Raw genomic sequence first — 20,053 nt, 5'->3', positions numbered from 1 at the left:
CCAGCAGCGGTCAGGAAGCGATTGACCTACTTGATGGCGATGCCTCCTTATCTGCTGTAGTGACAGACGTCCGACTTGGCACTGGCCCAAGCGGTTGGGACGTTGGACATCGAGCCCGTGAGCTGGCGCCGAGTATACCCGTCATCTACATGACGGGAGATAGCGCCAACCTCTGGTCGGCTCACGGAGTGCCCGGCAGCATTGTCATCCAAAAGCCGTTTGTTGAGGCACAACTCATAACGGCAATCGCGACGCTGCTAAACCAAGCCAGCACTACTGGAACGACGTCCTCATAATAGCAGGGGCGCCTAGATGGCGCGATGCATCGCTGGATCAGCTCGTTTCCCATCTGCATGCCGATCCCTGGGAACCGGAATCAAGCACGCCTGTGTCGGGCTCCTTGTCCATCTCCACCGCCCGCTGAACCGACCGTGGTGGCGTCGTGGTCATATTTATTGATCCGACAGCCGGAAGACTTCGGGCAATTCGTCGGGATCGCGCAGCCCCTTGAGCGACGCGTGCCGGAGCTTCCCGTCGTTCGTCCATGCGCGGTACTCAATTTCTGCGACATACATCGGCCCGGTCATCACCAGGCTCTTGCCCGGGACTTTGTCAACCGGCAGCCTCGTCTTGATTTTGTCGAGCATCTTCTTCAGCCGTCGAGCCTCGTCATGTTTGAACCCGGTCCCGACGCTGCCGACGTATTTATAGCCGTCCCGGTATCGGGCGCCCAACAGTAGCTCATGAAACATCCATTGATGGTGCAGTCTGTGGATTGTTTCCATCGCTGATCGGGACTGACCGTGGAGGAAGAGGTTACCATTGCCTCGCTGGGGTTTTGATATCAAAAAACGTCGGACGTTCGCCGACTGATTGACGTACTTCAATGCAAGCGCATTAGCTGATGAAAGGTTTGACTACGGCGAGGATCATGTTCACCAGGCCGAAGCCTTCTTTCTTGACGAAGATTTTGACTCGGCGCACATTATTCTTTGAGGCAATTGCTGTGATGAAGTGCCTGCGTGCCGAGACAAACCGTTCGATTTGTGGTGCAATCTCGTGTTCGGCCGGTTCCTTGACGGAGACAGGTTTTTTCAAAATGTCTGTCGACTAAGTCAAATATAAAATGGAGATCTTTCGTTATAGATTCCTCAGAAAAGGCATCGATTTTGAATATGTAGAGGTCCTTGGGATCGGTGAATGAATCTATGAATAGAAGACACGGTAGGTCCTCGAAACCTAAAACCGCCGTGCCTGAAGACAGACTGGACCGAATATGAAAGCGAAGAAGAAAAGGATGCTTTTCATCGGAGGCTGGGCGCACGTCCGGCGTCTCGTTTCCTGAACCTGCCTGTAGACACGGCCGTCTCCTGGCCGAAGGATCCTACCCTTGTTAGTTTCGCCGGCTATAAGCTGGTGCTGTTTCCAAGAACCAAAGACAATACGCGTTCTATCAGTATCGATCTCGCCACCCAACGCCTTTCGACTGGTGATGCAAGAACGCTGCTCAACAGGTTCCTGAGCCTTCTAAGTTGGTGCCAGGATCAGCATGCAGTGCTGGGTGACGGCTGGTCGGGTAATCCCGTGCCTCGTCCGATCAGCAAAATGGAAAAAGGCGGTTCCGTTGCAGGGCAATGGGTGTTCTCTCGCACGCTTCCAGAGGATCCGGACCTGCTGCAACGGCTCGCCTACTATCGTGAAGGGCTTAACGCGCGGGAAGCAGGCCTTGTCTCGTTCGAGGTGCTGAGTTTCTTCAAAGTTTTCGAGCAACGGGCCAAAAGCGACGGGCGATCACCCAATCTGACCAAGATTTGGATCCGGGACAATTTTGCCGCGGTCCACGATATGCTGAACTCGGATGTGACCGACCGCTTCGATAAGGCGCGTGGAACGAAGCCAGCAGACAAGTACATCTTCGAAAATTGCCCCGTGGCCACCGCACATGCATCGGAGCAGTTTCCGTCCGACGCCGATGCGTCGCCTGAAATCCGGCGGCTACAGCTCGGTTATCAGTCCATTCGAGCCCGCTACTTTTATAAACCTCTCGTTCCAGCTTGACTCTGCCGCACGCGCCTGAGAACATAATGGGAACAAAAACGGAGGTCGTCGCATGATCGTATTCGCCCCGATCACGCCGGCAGAAATCCCTGTCCAAGAAGGTAATCCCGGTGGTGATGTAAAAGAGGGATCACCGACACAAGATGAGGCCATTACGGCCGCCGAAAGCAAAGTTCCTCCATTTATGCTGGAGCCGACAGCTTCCCGCCGATCAAGGCCGGTGGGTTCGCGAAGCCGACATATGGGCCCACCGGTCGCGGTTCGCGTCGCCGCGCGGGAAGAAATACAGCTCACTCTCGGTTTTTAGGGGTTTAGGCCTTCGCCGATTTAGGAGTACCCGATGAAACTACGTGAAGAAAGATTCTGGCCCGAGCTGAAGCGCTCTTATGAGTCCAATCTCGCACACTATCGGAAAATGCTTGCCTATATCGAAGCCGGCGGACGTATCGTCGATCCTCACGGTGACAACCTTACAGATACCGAGCTGCAGAAGGCCAGGTATTACGAGCAGCACTATCGCCAGAAACTGCTCGAAGCTGAGCGGGATGCCGCCAACGACAATGACATTCCCATGGATGCCGAGTTGGCGGACCTGATTACGGGCGACTGGTGACGTGCAGAAGCTTGACGACAGTTGGCCGGGCCGCCGCCGACGTTATTCGAACCTCAAGAAAGACGTTCGTGCTCTCACGCGTCCCGACCGGCGCATCGATGCCGAACTGGCCCGCCTCATGGTGGCAGCCCAGGTAGTCGAGCGGGAGGAGAGCTAACGTTGGGCGACAAGTCGCCGCTCCCGTCCTTCACCTCATCCGAACGCGAGGCCGCGATTTGTGGTTTCGATGCCTGCACGACGAGCCCATCCCAGCGGGTGGGCCTATCGTGATTTGCCGCAGGTTGGTCGAGGAAGCCGCCGAACTGTTCGAATGATCTTTCCGGAGCGCCCGTCGGTCTGATTGGGCACGGTCGTCATCGGTGCGGAACTGCTGCCCGGCATAAAGGATGCGCAGGACCACGACTTCGCCGTTCTCCACGACGAAGGCGATGCTGACACGCCGCTCGAACCGACGATACGCATGCCGTCCCGGATATCCCGGACCGTCCCCCGCTCCGGGAAAGTCTCGAATTCTTTGAGGAATGTGCGGATGCGTCCGACATAATTGCGCGCAACCTCGGATGAAGCCGATTTCCGCCGCACGAACCGGTAGATCCAGGCGACGTCGGCCTCCGCCTCCGCAGTGAGGCGGACATGATAACGCTTCACTTGGCCTCTTCCCGGTCGATCGCGTCCATTTCCGCCTCGATCCGCGCCCATGCCTCATCTAAAGGCTTGGCTTTACCGGGATTTGCCTTGTGGGAATCATAGGCTGCGACCACTTCGATACGCAGCCACTGCTCGACGGCATTGTCGCGCTCCTCGAGCGCGCGCAGCCCTTCGCGGATGACTTCGCTTTCCGAAGCGTAGCTCCCGCTGGCAACGCGGCTTTTCACCTGGTTGGCCATTTCGATGGGCAATGTGATGCTCATCTGCTGCGTCGATCTCATGGGTTGCGCTCCTATCTTACGCATCCTTATAGCATGGAATAGGATAGAATCCTATCAATTCCAGACAGGGCGGCTCAACGCGCGACTGCTCAGTCACTACCGGCCCGAACCTCTGAAACGGCAAGGGATCCCTTGGGGAGCGCCCTCAACAATTCCTCTTCAGGCTTGGAGAGGTTAAGCCAGTGCGCCCAATCTTCCGGTCGGAGCACCACGACCTGTCGGTTATGGATGGGGGCAACATCGGGCCCGGGATCGGTGGTCAGCATCGTGAAGGACGGCGGCTGGTTGCCTTGAGCCTCCCGCCAGAGGCCGGCGATAGCCATGAACGGCGCCCCGTTAAGCGTGAAGCGATGTTTGGCCTTAGGGTATTTCGTGCCGGTGAATTCAAAGAAGGCCGAGGCCGGCACAAGGCACCGCTTGCTGTCGCCGAACCGCCTGCCTTCCGATCTGAAATTGAATACCGGGCCGCCCTTCCGCCCCTCGGGAGGCGGGAAACCGAACTTCATTGCCGCCAGCTCCACCTGGTCACCGTTGCCGGCCATTCTCATGACAGGACCGGTGTCGCCGATCCTGATGTCGTCAGCCTGTGGCAAATCGAGCTCGGTCTGACGGGTCGGGATCTCCAAGGCGAGTTCCTGCATCATCCGGCAGTATTCCGCGTAGCGGATATGCTGTTCGTAATCGTTGCACATGGGAGGACAGGTAGGGCGAGGCCTGCGCTTCGCCACCTCGGCGGGCGATTGCCGCTACCAGATGCGGTCGATCGCTTCTTGTGACGCCATTGTGACGTCAAGTTCTTGGGATCGAGAAGGATTGTATAAGTGCTTGTAAAACTTGGTGGGCCGGGAGGGATTCGAACCCACGACCAATTGATTAAGAGATGCTTCCATGCGTTGTAATATCTCCTTCACGACCTGAACGTCGGAGGCTTGCTTGTTGAGTCAGGTCTGGAGATCCTTGATGGATAAGGTGATGCTGACGGCGGACTGTTCGGCAACCGTCACGCGATGGGCGAGATGGTCGATCTTTCGGTCAATGTCATTGCCGCGAACCTCTTCCGACCGAAGGCGTTCGTTGAAGCTCGCCTCGCGAGCCCTCGTCTCTGCCAGGTGCTCCTTGTGATAGTCCTCATGGGACAAGCGCCGGGCAAAGCCTAGAGGCTGACCGCCCTGCGGTCGCGTCCCTAGGTAAGTTCAAAATTCTGGCCACAAGCCACCCTTATGACCAATCAAATGAACGAAACTTGACAAGATGGCAGCTCCGTGGAAGATGTCCATAATTCTGGACATGAAGCATCCTCACGTCCACTCAAATGAACAAAGTACATAATAGCTGTGCCCCGTCAAAGAAGTTACTCGAGAGTCACGCATCAGGCGCTCGCCATGCTCGGCAAGCTGATCCGCGTCGGCCGGGCCGAGCGGGGCCTGACCGCGCAGGAACTGGCGGACCGGGCCGGCATCAGCCGCACCACACTTTCCAGCATCGAAAAAGGCGCGCCGGGCCCTCAGATCGGCATCGTCTTTGAGGTTGCCTCACTCGTCGGCGTGCGCCTGTTCGACTATGACGAGCGCACGCTCCGGATGCACAATGCCCGCCTCGACGAAAAACTGACGCTTCTGCCAAAGAGCGTCCGCCACACCGTAAAGGAGGTCGATGATGACTTCTAAGGCGGACCCTACCGAAGCTTTTGTCTGGGTGTGGCTGCCGGGGGCGACGGAACCGGTGGTGGCCGGCCGCCTCGATCGGGATGGCGAGCGCCTGCTTTATACCTACGGCGCCAGCTATCGCCGCCGTAAGAGCGCTATTCCCATCTACGAGCCTGAACTCCCCCTCCAGGAAGGGATCATCGCGCCCATCAGCGGCCTGCAAATGGCAAGCTGCATCCGCGACGGCTCGCCGGATGCCTGGGGCCGCCGGGTCATCATCAACAGGCTGACGGGCAAAAAACCTGATGCTGCCGGCGTGCCGGAAATCAGCGAGCTGACCTTCCTGCTCCAATCGGGCTCCGACCGGATTGGCGCCCTCGATTTCCAAGCATCGGCCACAGAGTATGTCCCCCGCCTCGCCGCACAAGCCTCGCTCGCCGAGCTCATGGAGGCGGCCGCCCTCATCGAAAAAGGCGTCCCCCTGCCCCCCGCTCTCGACCAGGCCCCTAATCACGGCACGTCAATTGGCGGCGCCCGCCCGAAGGCGCTCATCGATGACGGCACCAAGAAATTCATCGCCAAATTCTCGGCGACCAACGACACCTACAGCGTCGTGAAGGCCGAGTTCATCGCGATGAAGCTGGCATCTGCCTGCGGGCTTAACGCCGCGCCCGTGTCGATGACCCGTGCCTCCTATAAAGATGTGCTGCTGATCGAGCGTTTCGACCGCCAACACACACCGGACGGCTGGACGCGCCGCGCCATGGTCTCTGCCCTGACCATGCTCGGGCTCGATGAGATGATGGCCCGCTATGCGTCCTATGAAGACCTCGCCGAACTCATCCGCCACCGCTTCACTAACCCGAAGGGCACGCTCAAGGAACTCTACGGGCGGATCTGCTTCAACGTGCTGTGCGGCAATACCGACGACCACGCCCGCAATCATGCCGCCTTCTGGGATGGCCGGATGCTGACGCTTACGCCCGCCTATGACATCTGCCCGCAAGGCCGCACAGGCAGTGAAGCCACGCAAGCCATGCTCATCAAGGGCGATGGCCGTGCCAGCACGCTCGCCACTCTGCTCGCCGCCGCGCCGGATTATCACCTGAAAGAAGCTGAAGCCGTGGCGCTCATCGAACACCAGGTCACGACCATCGCCAACTTCTGGCAAGATTTCTGCGACGAAGCAGCTTTGAGTCCCGTCGACCGCAAGCTGTTCGCCGGACGCCAGTTTCTCAACAGCTACGCCCTTGACGGCCTCGATAACCACAAGCCGCTGCAGCACGCCTTCCGCGCCGCCCACAACACGCTGCTCACAAGCGCAGGCGCCTGACTATGATGGCGCCGAACCAGTCCAAAAGACGCGCATAGCCGGGAACAGCCGGCGATGACTATGCCCAAGCGGCCGTAAGAATCGAGGGCGGCGCTCGCCCCGATCCCGTCCCGGCCGAGCCACCGGATATCAGTCCCTATGTCGCGGCGGAGCTACCTTCGACCATTGACCTCCTCGTGCGCAGCGTGACGACGGTCAAGCCGGAGCGAACCTTCTGGGAGAAGGTTCTCATCCTCCATGCGATGACCGAGATGACGGAGAAGCGGCAGGCGGACGGCAATCCGGACCGCCCCGTGCCCGATCTCAAACGGTACTCACGCCATTATTACGACGTCCACCAGATCTGGACGCACCCCCACTATGGCCAGGCCACGGCATCGATGCGGGATCTTGCCGAAGCGTGTCGTCAGCATAAGGAACTGATGTTTCGGGCACCGGATCACCGCTATGACCGAGCGGTACCCGGCAGCTATCGACTCGTGCCGACCGAGGCCATGCGAGGCGAGCTTGCTGCCGACTACAAGCGCATGTCGGCCATGATCTTCGGCACGCCACCATCGTTTGCCGAGATCCTGGCCAGCATCAACGCTCTTGAGAGATATCTGAATTCGATGGTCGGAGAGCAGGCTTAGGCCGCATCCAGGCCGGTCGTTAGGGGCAGTTACGAGTGAGCCGCTATTTCTCTGATAGACATGGCTTCGGAAGTGGGGACGCCGCGATCACTGTGCGCGAAGATGCGCCGCCTGCGTTGCGGTATGCGCTCGCCGAAATTGCCAGGAGGGCCGGACTCTCCCCCTCCTCGATCAGGAGCAACGTTTGTGGTGTCCTGTTTTTCGTGGCGATGCGAACTCCACCAATGCCACGGAAAAGGCCGCGATTATCTTTCAGGAAACAGGTCGGGAAACAGCCGCGGCGGAGATACGCGAGGCGCTCAAGGACATCTCGAGGCGGCCAATCCCTGATCGTACCGGGGCGATTCAACATGCAATGCCTGCAGTCGAGTGCGCTACCCGTGATCTGACCGATGAGCGCAACCTCACCCTCGGCCGGTTGTCACCTAACCTGTTGTTCGATAACTGTATCGGATAACTATTCCGATTTGGAATGGGCCATCTTGTTTTCTCATTAGACAGAAAGGCCCGGATCGCCCCACAATGCACATAACATTGGCATGCCTATAAAATTTCGCTATCGACGAATTCTCGCTTCGGGCCTGAGAACCGGGCCGGTGATTGTTATGGGCTCAGACCGCGGATCCGATCACCAAGGAGGAATTCGATGCCATTTGGATGAACAATTGACAAACAACCTGATGTGAATGGATACGACCGGCGATCTCTGCATTCTGCCGCATACATTGTGGTCCTGCTTGAGCACACCCATCAGAAGGTTAGCTGATGCTCGGCCAGATGTCGGACAAACGGTCCTCGACTCCGCCCTGATGCACCATATCAAACGGCCAGTTTCAGTCGCTCGCCGACAAGCGCGGTCCAGTATTGCAAGCCGTGGATAATGGCGTCGTCATTGAAGTCATAAGCCGGATGGTGGAGTGCGGCGGAATCGCCGTTGCCTAGCCAGATGATCGCGCCGGGCCGTTTCTCCAGCATGTAGGAAAAATCCTCCGAACCCATGGTGCGCGGCCAGTCGTCATTGACCCTGTCGTCGCCCGCCACACGACGGGCGGCCGCAACCGCAACCTTGGTCTTTTCCGGATCATTGACGGTGACCGGATACCCGGCTCGCCACTCGATCTCGGCTTCGGCCTCGAAGAGTTTCGCGGTGGAATTGACGATATCGCGAAAACGCTGCTCGACCGCCTTACGGGTCTCGGGATTGATCGTGCGGATGGTCCCGCCGATCTGGATCGAAGCCGGGATGACGTTGAGCGCCGCAGAATTGCCAGCGCTGAGATACGTCACCGAGACCACGACCGGATCGAACGGATTGGTGAAGCGCGCGGCAATCGACTGCAGCGCCGTCACCATATGCGCGCCGGCAAGCAGGGGATCATGGGTCAGGTGCGGATAGGCGGCGTGGCCGCCACGGCCATTGAGGGTGATCATGAAACGATCGCCAGCCGCCAGCATCGGGCCGGGCCGGATGGCGAAAGAGCCGACGGGAATGCCCGGCTGGTTGTGCATGCCGTAGACCTCGTCGATACCGAACCGCTCCAGCAGGCCTTCCTCGATCATCACGCGCCCGCCGGCTCCGCCCTCTTCGGCTGGCTGGAAGACGACCACCACGGTCCCGGCAAAATCGCGGGTGGCGGCCAGATATTTGGCGGCGGCAAGCAATGTCGCGGTGTGCCCGTCATGGCCGCAGGCATGCATCATGTTCGCCACTTTGGAGGCATACGGCAGGTTGGTCTGTTCCGACATCGGTAACGCATCCATGTCGGAGCGGAAGGCGATCGTCCGCCCCTCGCCCAGTCTGCCCTTGATCACGCCGACGACGCCTGTCTTGGCGATGCCAGTTGCCACCTTGTCGCAGCCGAACTCGGCAAGCTTTTCCGCCACCAGCGCCGCGGTCTTCGGCAGGTCGAACAACAACTCGGGATATTGGTGAAGCTGGCGGCGCCAGGTCTTCGCTTCGGCGGCAATCTCGCTCATCGCCGCTTGGGCATCATAGGGGGCCATGGTTCTCTCCCGTTCGGTTCGATGGTCAGACGGCGGCGATCTTCCGGAATGGCGACCGGTCCGGATCGGGATCCGGCATCGCGTCGAGAAGCATGCGCGTATAATCGCTCTGTGGATTGTCGAAGATCGCGGCGACCGGCCCCTGCTCGACGACCTTGCCGCGATAGATCACCGCGACATCATCGCAGATATAGCGGATGACGCCGAGATCGTGGCTGATGAAAAAGTACGTGAGGCCGAGTTCCACCTGCAGCCGGTGCAGCAGGTTGAGCACATCTGCCTGGACCGAAACGTCCAAGGCCGAGGTTGGCTCGTCGAGGATCAGGAATTCCGGATTGACCGCCAACGCCCGCGCAATGCCGATGCGCTGCCGCTGCCCGCCCGAAAATTCGTGCGGATAGCGGAACATATGCTCGGAACGCAGGCCGACCTGCAGCAGGAGTTCCATGACTCTTTCAGTGCGGCGGCTTGCCGTCATGTTCACGACATCACCATGGATCACCAACGGCTCGGCGACGATGTCGTGGACTGTCATGCGCGGATCGAGCGAGGCGTAAGGATCCTGGAAAACGATCTGCAGCCGCGAGCGCAACCGGCGCATCTGGAGCAGCGTCAACTTGTGGATGTCCGAGCCGTTGAACAGGATATTGCCCGCCGAAAGGCTTTCTAGCCGCAGTATACAGCGGGTCAGCGTCGTCTTGCCCGAACCGGATTCGCCGACGAGCCCGAAGCTCGCGCCCTTCCTGATCGACAGGCTGACATCGTCGAGCGCGGTAAAGCCTTCACCGCGGCCGAAGAAGCCCTGGCGCGGACCTGGAAATATCTTGCTGACATTCTGGATCTCGAGGCTCATGCAGATGTCTCCCGCATCGCGCCGCTCAGGCCCATAAGTTCGCCGCGCTTGGTATGTACCGTCGGCACCGAGTTCAAGAGCGCCTGGGTATAGCTGTGGCTCGGCCGCTTGAGCACATCATTCACCTTACCGGCTTCGAGGATGCGACCGCGATACATCACCGCCACATGGCTGCAGATCTGGGCGACGATGCCGAGATTGTGCGTAATCAGCAGCACACCGATATTCCGTTCGGCGACGAGATCGTGGATCAGCCGCAGGATCTGCGCCTGCACCGAGACGTCGAGCGCCGTCGTCGGTTCGTCGGCGATCAGGAGGTCTGGCTTGCCGATCATCGCCATGGCAATCAGCACGCGCTGCCGCATGCCGCCGGAAAACTGGTGGGGATAGTCGTTGATGCGCTCTGCCGCCTTCGGAATGCCGACCTTCTCCAGCATCTCGACGGCGACGCGCTTGGCCGCTTTCTTGAAGTCGCCGCGGGAAGCTCCGGCCTCAAGCCCCAGAACCGAAGGGTCCGCATGGCCGGCGTGGAGCGCCACGTCCACGAGCTGCGTACCGATCCGGAAGGCCGGATTGAGGTTGGTTGTCGGATCCTGGAAAATCATGCCTATATGCCGGCCGCGCAGGATCCGCATCTCCTTGTCGGTCGCCTTCAGCACATCCCGGCCCTGGAACTCGATCGAGCCGGCGAGATAACGTCCGGGCGGCGACGCGATCAGCCGCGAGACCGAGAGGCCGGTCAGCGACTTGCCGCTGCCGGTTTCGCCAACCATGCCCCAGATCTCACCGTGGTCGATCTTCAGGTCGATACCATGCAGGATCTGTGTTTCACCCTCGTAGCTACGCATCGCAAGATTGAGGTTCTTGATGTCGAGAAGTGCCATTCCGTCTCCCCTCATCGCCGCGCCTTTGGGTCGAGCACGTCACGCAACCCGTCGCCGAGAAGGTTGAAGGCGAGGACCGCGAGGAAAATTGCGATGCCGGGAGCGACAGCCGTCCACCAATAGTCCGGCATGTAGCTGCGCGCGCCGGAAAGCAGCGTGCCCCATTCCGGCGTCGGCGGCTTGACGCCGATGCCAACGAATCCGAGCGAGGCGACGGTCAGGATTGCAAAACCCATGTCGAGCGAGGCCTTGATGACGATCGGCGAAACGATGTTCGGGAGGATGTGCTTGCCGAGGATGCGCAGCCAGTTGGCGCCGAGCGCATGGGCTGCGACCACGAACTGCTCTTCCTTCTTGACGATCACCTCGCCACGCACGAGACGGGCATAGGCCGGCCACCAGGTGATCGAGATCGCGATGATCATGTTCCAGACGCCGGTGCCGAGTGCGGCCGCCACTGCCATGGCGAGGATGAGGCTTGGAATGGTGAGCAGCAGGTCGGTGATGCGCATCAGGACCTCGTCCACCCATCCACCGAAGTAACCAGCGATGGCCCCGACGGCCGTGCCGACGACGATGGCGATGAAGACCACGGCAAGGCCTGAGAACAGCGAGACCTGCGAACCGACCAGCACGAGCGAGAACATGTCCTGCCCCAGCGCATTGGTTCCGAACCACGCGTCTGTCGAGGGCGCTTGGAACCTCGCAGCGGTATTCGTCCCGCCGACAACATGCTCTGGATACGGCACGATCCAGGGCGCGAAGATGGCGATGACCACCAGCAGAACGACGATCGCAAGTCCGACGATCGACAACCAACTCTGGCGGAAGCGATAGAAAGCGCGGCTCCAGTTTTCGAGCCGTGCAGACTGGGTGCGCTTGGGAATGGCGATGGGCGTCATGGTCATGCGTAGCGTACCTTCGGGTTGAAGACGCCGTAAAGGAGGTCCACGACAAGCATGGCGACGAGATAGATGATCGCGATGACCAGCGTCACGCCGATCACCGGCATGAAATCCTGGGTGAGGATCGCCTGCGTGGCATAAAGCCCGAGGCCCGGCCAGTCGAAGACGGTCTCGACCAGCACCGTGCCGCCGAGCAGCCAGGAGACGTAGAGACCGATCACTGTCAGCGTCGAGGTCATGGCGTTCTTGAGGACGTATTTGAAGAGGATCAGCCGGTTGGAGAGACCAAGCGCCCGCTCGGTCATGACATAATCCTGCTGCAACACCTCGATCGTCGAGGAGCGCATCATCCGCATGATGGTCGCGAGCGGGGAAAGCGCCATGGCGATCGCCGGGAGTGCCAGGTGCGACAGCGCGATCTGGAAGGCAGACCAGTCGCCGGCGATCAGCGCGTCGATCGTATAAAGGCCGGTGACATGGTCCGGCGGGCTTTCGATCAACGGATAGCGACCGGACAGCGGCAAGATGTCGAGCCAGGCGGCAAACGCCATCTGCAGGAGAAGGCCGAGGAAGAAGCGCGGCATGGCGATACCGCCGAGAGCCAGCGTGCGGGTCGCGTAGTCGAGTGGTCCGTTCTTGTAGACGGCGGTCAGCAGCCCGAGCGGGATGCCGGCAACGACCGCGATGAAGAGCGATGCGAAGACAAGTTCGATTGTCGCCGGCAGGTATTCGAGGATATCCGCAAAGACCGGGCGCCGGGTGAAGACCGACATGCCCCAGTCGCCGGAGACCAGGCCGGTCAGGTAATTCCAGTATTGCAGGGGCAGGGGCTGATCCAGGCCGAATTCGCGCTTCATCTGCGCGATCAGTTCCGGCGTCGCATTCGGGCCGGCGGCAAGGCCGACCGGATCCCCGGGAAGGATACGGGCAACGATGAAAAGCAGCAGGGTCAGGCCGAGCAGGATCGGCACGAGCAGGACGAGCCTGCGCAGAATGTAAAGCAGCATTCGCAAACTCCGGAGCGGCGGGCTTCCGTATCGGAGACCCGCCGGCGGCAAGGGGTCAGGCGATCGACAGCGGCCAGATTTCCATCGTATTGGCAGCTACCGGGCTGAAGACATAGTCCTTCACGTTGTCGCGCATTGCAAACTTGCGGAGCTCAAGAATGCCGATGATGTCAGCCGCATCCTCGACGATCACCGCCTGGAACTTCTTGTAGAGTTCGGCGCGCTTGGTCTTGTCCACTTCGGCACGGGCATCCTCGATCAGCTTGTCGACCTCGGGGTTCTTGTAGACCGGGTTCTGCCACTGGCCATTGCGCGACGAGTGGTAGGCGGCAAACGCGGTATTGTCCGGGTCGGCATAGTTCGGCGACTGGAAGATCGAGTAGAAGTCGACCATCTTTTCCGGCGAACGCGCCATCGCCACCGTATCCGGCCAGGTCATCGCGCGGATATCGAGGTTGATATTGAGCGCCTTCAGCGATTCCAGCATGATCAGACACCAGCGCCGTTGGTTCTCATAACCGGCTGCATGGTGGATGGAAAGCGTGATGCCGCCGTCCTTGAAGTTCGACTTGGCGAGATATTCCTTCGCCTTCCCCATATCCTGGTCATAGCCCTTCTGGTCCGGGTCAAAACCGAAGATGCCGACCGGCAGCGGGCTCTTCATCAGCTGGGCCGGGCCAGCCGCATCTAGCATGCCCTTGTAGTTAAACGCGTAGGAAACCGCCTTGCGGAGGTTCTTGTCCATCAGCGGGCCATTGGCAGTGTTCATCTTGATGGTGAACGTTCGGTAGTCAGGCTCCATGATGCGCACGACCTTCGGCATGTCCTTGATGGCATCCATGTCTTCCGCGAACATGTCGAGCGCGAAATGCACCTCGCCACGCTGGAGCATTAGACGGGCGGTCGAAGCCTCCCGCACAATCTTCCAGATGGCGCCGCTGAGATTGCCGCCCTTGTGCCAGTCGTTGTCGACGCGGATCAGTTCATAGAGATCGCCCGGCTTGACGCGGCCCATCTTGAAGGCGCCGGAACCGGCCATGTTTGCGAGCAGGTAGGCCTGACCATCATCGGTCCCCTTGTTGGCTTCGACGACCTTGGAATTGACGATGAACATCCACGGCAGGACGGAGAGAAGCGGTGCGAACGGCTTCTTCAGCACCATCGTCACCGTCATCTCGCCGGTCGCCTTGACGCTGTTCTGGTCGAGAATGCCTGAGACCATCCAGGCCGGACCCTTGGCGAGGCGCAGCAGGCGGGCGAAGGAATATTCGACGTCCTTCGCGGTGACCGGCGTGCCGTCATGGAACTTGGCATTGCCGTCGAGCTCGAACGTATAGGTCAGACCGTCTTCCGACTGCTTCCAGCTCGTGGCGAGGCCCGGGGCCGGAACCGGCGGATTGGCGACGACGCGCACGAGGGGGTCGTACGTATTGCGGAACAGCCATTGCGGCGCATAGCCGGTTGCCACATGCGGGTCGAAATTCGGGATGTCGACCGTGCTGGCCAGAACCATGATGTTCTTGCCCGCCGAATTGGCGAGGCGTGGCAGTGTCGCAGCAGCGGTCATCCCCGCAGTACCGATCAGAAATTGGCGTTTATTCAAGGTGAGCATGTCCATTCCCCTTTTATATCTGAATTGCTCGTGTCGACTGAAAGTGAGCCGGCTTTACCGGATCGCTGCCGGCGAAAGGCGTGCGGATGCCGCCAATTCCTTTTTGCGCTCGCTGAGGCCGTAGGTGGTCTCGGCCGCTTCGGCGCTGATATAATCTTCCCGGACGTCGTCCTCGATCAGCTCGACCGAGCGGTTGGCCGGATCGCCGAAGCCTGCGCCGCCGCCGAGCTGCAGCTCGACCACGCGATCGGTACGATCGACGACGAAGAGGCCGCCGGTGCCGACGTCTTCCAGCACATTGCCTTCCTCGTCACGGACATAGCCGTGTGAGAGCAGGCCGTTCTGACCGCCAAACAGGCCGGTGATCGGTGCGTTGACACCTTCCGGGGAGACGAACACGGTGACCGAGGTGCCGTCGTCATACCGCTTGGCAAGCCGGATGCGAGCGCCAAGGCCGCCGCGGAATTCGCCGACGCCGCCGGAATCCCGCACAAAACCCTTTTCGAGGACCACGACCGGCGAGCGGCTCTCCAGCATCTCGATCGACGACGTTGCTGCAGACGTCGGCCACAGTACGGACGACTTGCCGTCCTTGGCGGAGCTACCGCCCTGCCCGCCGCCGGAAAGCAGGTGGTCGTAAAAGATCTTGCCAGCCGTCGTCTTGCCGTAGACGGTCAACAGGCTTGGCAGGCCGGTATGGGCGATGACCTTTTCCGGTGCCGCCTTCGACAGCGCCCGGAAGATGTTCGGCGAGGTGTACCAGCCGGTGCGGGTGCGCAGGCTGACCGGGGCCGGCTTGTTGCAATTCATCACCGAACCCTTCGGCGCCTTGACCGTCAGCGGACGATAGCAGCCGGCATTGCCGCGCACCGAAGGTGTGAGCATGCATTTTAGCGGATAGGTTGAATGCGCGGTCGTGTAGCTCAGCGTGCAGTTGATGCCGCCGAGCGGCACTTCCGGCGGAGCGCCCTCGAAATCGAGCTCGATCTCGTCGTCCTTGATCGTGACCTTCACCGGTACGGTCATATGCGTGCCGAGCGGGTTGTAGGAGATGGTCGAGGTATGGACGCCGTTCGGGATGGCGCGGATCGCGTCCCGCATCGCTTTTTCGGAACGGGACTGCACGACTTCGGCCAGCGCCTTGAGATCGGACAGGCCATATTCGTCCATGAATGCCACCATGCGGCGGGCGCCGGTATCGTTGGCGGCGACCAGCGAGCGAACATCGCCGAGCACCTGATGGGAGTCGCGGATGTTCTCCGCCATCAGGCGGAAGAGATCCTCGTTCTCGACGCCCGCCTTGATCAGCTTCATCGGCGGGATCTGCAGGCCTTCTTCATAGACTTCCGTGGCCTTCATGCCGTTGCGGGTGCCGCCGATATCACCGACATGGCCAACCGTACCCATGACGGCGACGGCCTTGCCATCCTTGAAGACCGGCGTCATCACCGCGATGTCGAACAGGTGGCCGGCGCAGAGCCAGGGGTCGTTGCAGACCAGCACGTCGCCCGGCTCCAGCGTATCGATCGGATAGCGCTCGAGTGCGGCTTTGACCACCATCGGGAGGGTCAGGTTGAAGACCGGCATGACGCGGGCCGAATGCGCCAGCGTTTCGCCGGAGGCATCGAGGATCGAGCAGCCGAAATCCTGCGATTCCGAGATGATCAGCGAATAGGCCGTACGGCATACCGTGTGCCACATCTCCTCGGCAACGGTGACGAGGCGGCTCCACATGATTTCGAGCGCGATCGGGTCGGATTCGATCTTCTCGATCGCCTCCGCCTTGCTCATCTGAGGCGTGACAAGCTCGATACCCTTGCCGATCGTGGCGATCTTGATGCGAAGGTTACCAGCATTATCGACCGTGAGTACGTCGCCGGGCGGCACGATAGTGGTGGATTCACGCTCTTCGATAATCGCCGGGCCTTGAACCGTCATGCCTGACGTCAGCTTGTATCGGTCGTAGATGCCGGCATTGACGAAACCTTCGCCGAAATAGGTCTTGCGATACCCCTTGAGCGCTCCGTCGCTCGACGTTGCAATATCGGCCTGTTTTATGGAAAGCTGCGGGGTGGCACCACTGGCGCGCAGGCGGAACGAGAGGATTTCCAGCTCGGCTTCCGTCGGGACGCGGGTGTAGCGAGCCGCATAGACTTCCTCGAAGGACCTACGGATGGTCGCATAGGCATTCCCGTCCAACTCGCCGGCCGGGATCGGCACGTTGATTTCGTGCAGCTGACCAACCAAACGCATGTCGGCGGTGCGTTCGAAAACGACGTCTTCGGCTTTGGCGCCGGCAGCGAGAAGCTTAACCTTGCCTTCTTCCGCCAGTTCGCCGAAGGCGGAATTCAGAGCAGAAGTATCGAGATCGGCAGAAAGCGCCATCGGTCGCGAGCGGACAAGATCGAACGAGAGCGGTGCCGTGAGGAAGCCGAAAGCGGAGGCCGCGCCACTCGCCTGCGGGATGATGACTTCCGTGACACCGAGAACACGGGCAACGCGGGCTGCAAAGGCCGGGCCGGCACCGCCGAAACCGATCATCGAATAACCGCGCGGATCCTTGCCCTTTTCGACCAGATGGATGCGGGTCGCACTCGCCATGTTTTCGCCGACCACCTGATGGATGCCCCAGGCGGCTTCGACTGTCGAGATACCGAGCGGTTCGGCGATTGTCTTCAGCGCCTCTTCGGCCGCATCGAGATCGAGCGTCATGCGACCGCCAAGGAAAAAGGCGGGGTCATAGTAGCCAAGCGCCACACTCGCATCCGTCACCGTCGGCCTGGTGCCGCCGGCGCCGTAGCAGGCTGGTCCCGGAGAGGCGCCAGCCGAATGTGGACCGACCTGCAGCAGGCCGACTTCGTCGATCGCGGCGATCGAGCCGCCGCCGGCACCAATCTCGATCATGTCGACGACCGGAGCTTTGATCGGCAGCCCGGAACCGTTCTTGAAGCGGCGCACCCGGCCGGCCTCCATATAGGAGGCGATCTGCGCCATGCCGTTTTCGATCATGCAGGCCTTGGCCGTCGTGCCGCCCATGTCGAAAGCGATAACGTTTTCCTGGCCAGCTGCCTTGCCGAACCATGCGGTGGCGAGCGCACCACCGGCCGGACCGGATTCAAGTAGACGGATCGGGAATTCGCGCGCCTCATCGATGGAGACGAGACCGCCCGCCGAATGCATCAGGCGAAAGGCGCCGGTGAAGCCGCGGGCTGCAAGTTCCTGCTCAAAACGGCGCAGGTAGCGATCCATCAGCGGCTGTACATAGGCATTGGCGCAAGTGGTCACGAAACGGGGATATTCGGAGATCTCTGCGACGACTTCCGAAGAGATCGAGACCGAGATGTCCGGATAGTGCTGCTTGATGATTTCGCGCACACGATTTTCGTGGGCCGGATTGCGGTAGGAATGCATCAGGCAGACGGCGATGGCCTCGACCCGGTCCGCAACCAGTTTCTTGACGGCCCGCAAGACGGAAACCTCGTCAAGCGGCTTGATCACGCCGCCATCGGCACCGATGCGTTCCGAAATATCGATGCGGCGGGAGCGGCTGACCAACGGATCCGGAAAGGTGAGGAAAAGGTCGTAGATGTCGTAGCGCTGCTCGGTGCCGATTTCGAGGACGTCGCGAAAACCTTCCGTCGTGATCAGACCGACCGGCGCGCCCTTGCGTTCGATGACCGCATTGGTGACGAGCGTCGTGCCGTGGACGATCTCCGAAAGATCAGCGACGGACATATCGGCTGCGGCGACGATCTCGGCCAGACCACCAAGCGCGCCCTGGGACGGATCCTTCGGCGTCGTCAGACACTTGTGAAGACGGATCGAGGAGGCCTTCTCGTCGAACAGGATAAAGTCGGTGAAGGTGCCACCGATATCGACGCCGGCGCGGAAATTCCTGGAAGTGTCTTGCATTCGCATGTTCCCCATTACGATGGCCGACGGCATGCCGCAGCCCGGTAGATGCCATTACGTGGATGGCGCGTAACGCTCATTCATCTCGGGTTCTGACACCCGACGCGAGAACCGATAAACACCCCCCTCGCTCAAGGGGATTAAACTGGTGGCTGCCCGTTCCGCCGCTTTTTCGAGCATGAATTGTTTTGACATATTAGTAGGCGGCGTTTTTTCGGGAGTCCAGCACTAGTTTCATATTTGACAAGGAGTTCCAATTATGGAACTATGAAGCTCCAATTTGCATGCATAGGACGAATATGAGCTCTCTCGAAGACGCAATCTCTATTCTCGGTTGCTTCTCGCTTTCCGAGCCTTCTCTGTCTCAAGCGGAAGTGGCACGCCGGACCGGTTGTCCGAAGTCCACCGCGTCCCGCGTGATGAAGACTTTGCGCGAAAGCGGCATTCTCGATTTCGACGCGGTAACGCGGCTCTACACACCCGGCATCCGGCTTTTCGAGCTCGGCCAGATCTGCCGTTCGAATCACAACTTTCTGGATCTGGTGAATACCGAACTAGAGGAGGTCTGCTCTGTTGGCGGGCACACGGCCTATGTCACCGTCTTCGACGGGCCGCAGCTCGTCGTGCTGCGCATGGTGCGCGGCTCGAGCCCGCTGGCGATCACCTCGACGCCAGGATACCGAGCATGGCCGCATGCCACTTCCAACGGCCGTGCCATGCTCTCGCTGCTGGACGAGGAAGAGTGGAAGCTGCGCGTTCCGGACCAGCTGCCCTTCGTGACGCCGCGCGCGCCGCAGAACCATGAGGAGCTTTTGGAACGCATCCGCATCATCCAAGAGACCGGGCGCTCGCATTCCACCAATGATTCATACGACGGCGTTTCATCGGAAGGCATAGCCTTCCGCGACCCCGGCACGGACGAAGTCATCGGGGTCGCGATATCCTATCCGACGACCATGGGCACGCCCGAGCTGCAGGACAAGATCACCGGTCTGCTGACAACGATGAAGACCAACCTCATGCGCCACAAATAACTACGAGAGCGATGGCCGAGCTTAATCTTAGGTGATGTCAGGTTAACTTGAGCGAATACATTTTCAGCATGCCGGTTGGATCAGGCCGCTGTCCCGGTGACCGCCTTCCAATGCGCCATCGCTCCGAGGCGATGCAAATGGACGGCGATGGCTGAGGGTTTGGAGCGTGCGGGGACGAAGAGATTTCGGAGCGCCGAAAAGACGCTCGCGAAGCGTTGCAGCGCGCCTGGGGCGCGAAACCGTTGCATCGCACGCTCCCGTTTCCGCAGCAGCAGGTGCGAATTTTCGGCGCGGTTGTTCAAGCCCTTGTGCGATCGATGTATGATCTGACATCGTGCCGCGCTGTAGGAACGAAGCTTGTCCGTGACGATGCGCTTTGGTGGGCATCCCTGCTTCTTCATCAGCCGGATCAGCAGGCGCCTGGCAGCTTTGGTGTTGCGGCGGGTCTGGACGATCTCGTCGAGAACGTAGCCATCCCGATCGACGGCGCGCCAGAGCCAGTGCCTCCTCCCGCTGATCGTCACGACCACCTCGTCCAGATGCCACACGTCATTTGGGCTCGGCGCTTCCGCCGCAAGCGGCAGGTATAGTCGGGGCCGAACTTCTTTGCCCAACACCGGATCGTCTCATA

19 protein-coding genes and 2 pseudogenes are annotated in these 20,053 nt (G+C 60.3%); 7 read left to right on the top strand and 14 right to left on the bottom strand.

Annotated features, from left to right (window positions below):
* Window positions 1–452: 452 nt before the first annotated feature.
* Window positions 453–752, bottom strand: coding sequence for an ATP dependent DNA ligase (locus tag GQ59_RS29725; RefSeq protein WP_037088416.1), 300 nt, complete (start codon window positions 750–752; stop codon window positions 453–455).
* Between the two features lie 145 nt (window positions 753–897).
* Window positions 898–1,098, bottom strand: a complete 201-nt coding sequence (locus GQ59_RS29720; RefSeq protein WP_037088413.1) for a hypothetical protein — start codon at window positions 1,096–1,098, stop codon at window positions 898–900.
* Between the two features lie 318 nt (window positions 1,099–1,416).
* On the opposite strand from GQ59_RS29720, the gene mauJ reads away from it, so the two are divergent.
* From mauJ to GQ59_RS32460, 3 genes are all read left to right on the top strand, one after another.
* A complete protein-coding gene (gene mauJ, locus GQ59_RS29715; protein WP_152564515.1) occupies window positions 1,417–2,058 on the top strand; it encodes a methylamine utilization protein MauJ in 642 nt (213 codons plus the stop codon).
* Window positions 2,059–2,398: 340 nt separating this feature from the next.
* A complete protein-coding gene (locus tag GQ59_RS29710) occupies window positions 2,399–2,671 on the top strand; it encodes a hypothetical protein (protein WP_037088410.1) in 273 nt (90 codons plus the stop codon).
* 1 nt (window position 2,672) lies between these two features.
* Window positions 2,673–2,828, top strand: coding sequence for a hypothetical protein (locus GQ59_RS32460; RefSeq protein ID WP_156376372.1), 156 nt, complete (start codon window positions 2,673–2,675; stop codon window positions 2,826–2,828).
* Between the two features lie 104 nt (window positions 2,829–2,932).
* Here the strand turns inward: GQ59_RS32460 and GQ59_RS31625 are convergent, their stop codons facing one another.
* The 4 genes from GQ59_RS31625 to GQ59_RS29690 form a co-directional block, all read right to left on the bottom strand.
* Window positions 2,933–3,319 (bottom strand): type II toxin-antitoxin system RelE/ParE family toxin, encoded by a 387-nt coding sequence (locus GQ59_RS31625; RefSeq protein ID WP_244448095.1) that lies wholly within the window; start codon window positions 3,317–3,319, stop codon window positions 2,933–2,935.
* Window positions 3,316–3,600: a type II toxin-antitoxin system ParD family antitoxin gene (locus GQ59_RS29700; RefSeq protein ID WP_037088408.1), complete on the bottom strand. Its 285-nt coding sequence runs from the start codon at window positions 3,598–3,600 to the stop codon at window positions 3,316–3,318. The genes GQ59_RS31625 and GQ59_RS29700 overlap by 4 nt, the downstream gene beginning before the upstream one ends.
* Before the next feature lie 89 nt (window positions 3,601–3,689).
* On the bottom strand, window positions 3,690–4,292 hold the full coding sequence (locus tag GQ59_RS29695; protein WP_037088407.1) for an SOS response-associated peptidase: 603 nt from the start codon (window positions 4,290–4,292) through the stop codon (window positions 3,690–3,692).
* A gap of 249 nt (window positions 4,293–4,541) precedes the next feature.
* Window positions 4,542–4,739: a hypothetical protein gene (locus GQ59_RS29690; protein WP_037088406.1), complete on the bottom strand. Its 198-nt coding sequence runs from the start codon at window positions 4,737–4,739 to the stop codon at window positions 4,542–4,544.
* Window positions 4,740–4,982: 243 nt separating this feature from the next.
* On the opposite strand from GQ59_RS29690, the gene GQ59_RS29685 reads away from it, so the two are divergent.
* The 3 genes and pseudogenes from GQ59_RS29685 to GQ59_RS29675 all read left to right on the top strand — a co-directional run.
* Window positions 4,983–5,267 carry a helix-turn-helix transcriptional regulator gene (locus GQ59_RS29685; RefSeq protein WP_037088404.1) on the top strand — a complete coding sequence of 95 codons (285 nt, stop codon included), beginning with the start codon at window positions 4,983–4,985 and terminating at the stop codon, window positions 5,265–5,267.
* Window positions 5,257–6,579, top strand: coding sequence for a type II toxin-antitoxin system HipA family toxin (locus tag GQ59_RS29680; protein ID WP_037088402.1), 1,323 nt, complete (start codon window positions 5,257–5,259; stop codon window positions 6,577–6,579). The genes GQ59_RS29685 and GQ59_RS29680 overlap by 11 nt, the downstream gene beginning before the upstream one ends.
* A 59-nt stretch (window positions 6,580–6,638) precedes the next feature.
* A pseudogene (locus GQ59_RS29675) lies at window positions 6,639–7,211 on the top strand (nucleotidyl transferase AbiEii/AbiGii toxin family protein); the annotation flags it as partial.
* Window positions 7,212–8,030: 819 nt separating this feature from the next.
* Here the strand turns inward: GQ59_RS29675 and GQ59_RS29665 are convergent.
* The 7 genes from GQ59_RS29665 to GQ59_RS29635 are packed head-to-tail and all read right to left on the bottom strand — an operon-like array spanning window position 8,031 to window position 18,388.
* On the bottom strand, window positions 8,031–9,215 hold the full coding sequence (locus GQ59_RS29665; RefSeq protein ID WP_037088398.1) for an amidohydrolase: 1,185 nt from the start codon (window positions 9,213–9,215) through the stop codon (window positions 8,031–8,033).
* Window positions 9,216–9,240: 25 nt separating this feature from the next.
* Window positions 9,241–10,068 carry an ABC transporter ATP-binding protein gene (locus GQ59_RS29660; RefSeq protein WP_051904282.1) on the bottom strand — a complete coding sequence of 276 codons (828 nt, stop codon included), beginning with the start codon at window positions 10,066–10,068 and terminating at the stop codon, window positions 9,241–9,243.
* The gene (locus tag GQ59_RS29655; protein ID WP_037088396.1) at window positions 10,065–10,952 is read right to left on the bottom strand and encodes an ABC transporter ATP-binding protein; all 888 of its coding nucleotides are present in this window, start codon (window positions 10,950–10,952) and stop codon (window positions 10,065–10,067) included. Before GQ59_RS29655 ends, GQ59_RS29660 begins: the two co-directional genes overlap by 4 nt.
* An 11-nt stretch (window positions 10,953–10,963) precedes the next feature.
* Window positions 10,964–11,860, bottom strand: coding sequence for an ABC transporter permease (locus GQ59_RS29650; protein ID WP_037088395.1), 897 nt, complete (start codon window positions 11,858–11,860; stop codon window positions 10,964–10,966).
* The gene (locus GQ59_RS29645) at window positions 11,857–12,864 is read right to left on the bottom strand and encodes an ABC transporter permease (protein WP_037088393.1); all 1,008 of its coding nucleotides are present in this window, start codon (window positions 12,862–12,864) and stop codon (window positions 11,857–11,859) included. The genes GQ59_RS29650 and GQ59_RS29645 overlap by 4 nt, the downstream gene beginning before the upstream one ends.
* Before the next feature lie 55 nt (window positions 12,865–12,919).
* A complete protein-coding gene (locus tag GQ59_RS29640) occupies window positions 12,920–14,476 on the bottom strand; it encodes an ABC transporter substrate-binding protein (protein WP_037088417.1) in 1,557 nt (518 codons plus the stop codon).
* Window positions 14,477–14,530: 54 nt separating this feature from the next.
* On the bottom strand, window positions 14,531–18,388 hold the full coding sequence (locus GQ59_RS29635; protein ID WP_037088391.1) for a hydantoinase B/oxoprolinase family protein: 3,858 nt from the start codon (window positions 18,386–18,388) through the stop codon (window positions 14,531–14,533).
* 299 nt (window positions 18,389–18,687) lie between these two features.
* Between GQ59_RS29635 and GQ59_RS29630 the strand changes: the two genes are divergently transcribed.
* Window positions 18,688–19,422, top strand: coding sequence for an IclR family transcriptional regulator (locus tag GQ59_RS29630; RefSeq protein WP_037088389.1), 735 nt, complete (start codon window positions 18,688–18,690; stop codon window positions 19,420–19,422).
* An 80-nt stretch (window positions 19,423–19,502) separates the two neighbouring features.
* On the opposite strand, the pseudogene GQ59_RS29625 reads toward GQ59_RS29630, so the two are convergent.
* A pseudogene (locus GQ59_RS29625) lies at window positions 19,503–20,053 on the bottom strand (IS6 family transposase); the annotation flags it as partial.

This window comes from Neorhizobium vignae, assembly GCF_000732195.1.
Classification (GTDB): Bacteria; Pseudomonadota; Alphaproteobacteria; order Rhizobiales; family Rhizobiaceae; genus Neorhizobium; species Neorhizobium vignae.
This window is presented reverse-complemented; position numbering and strand designations above follow the sequence as displayed.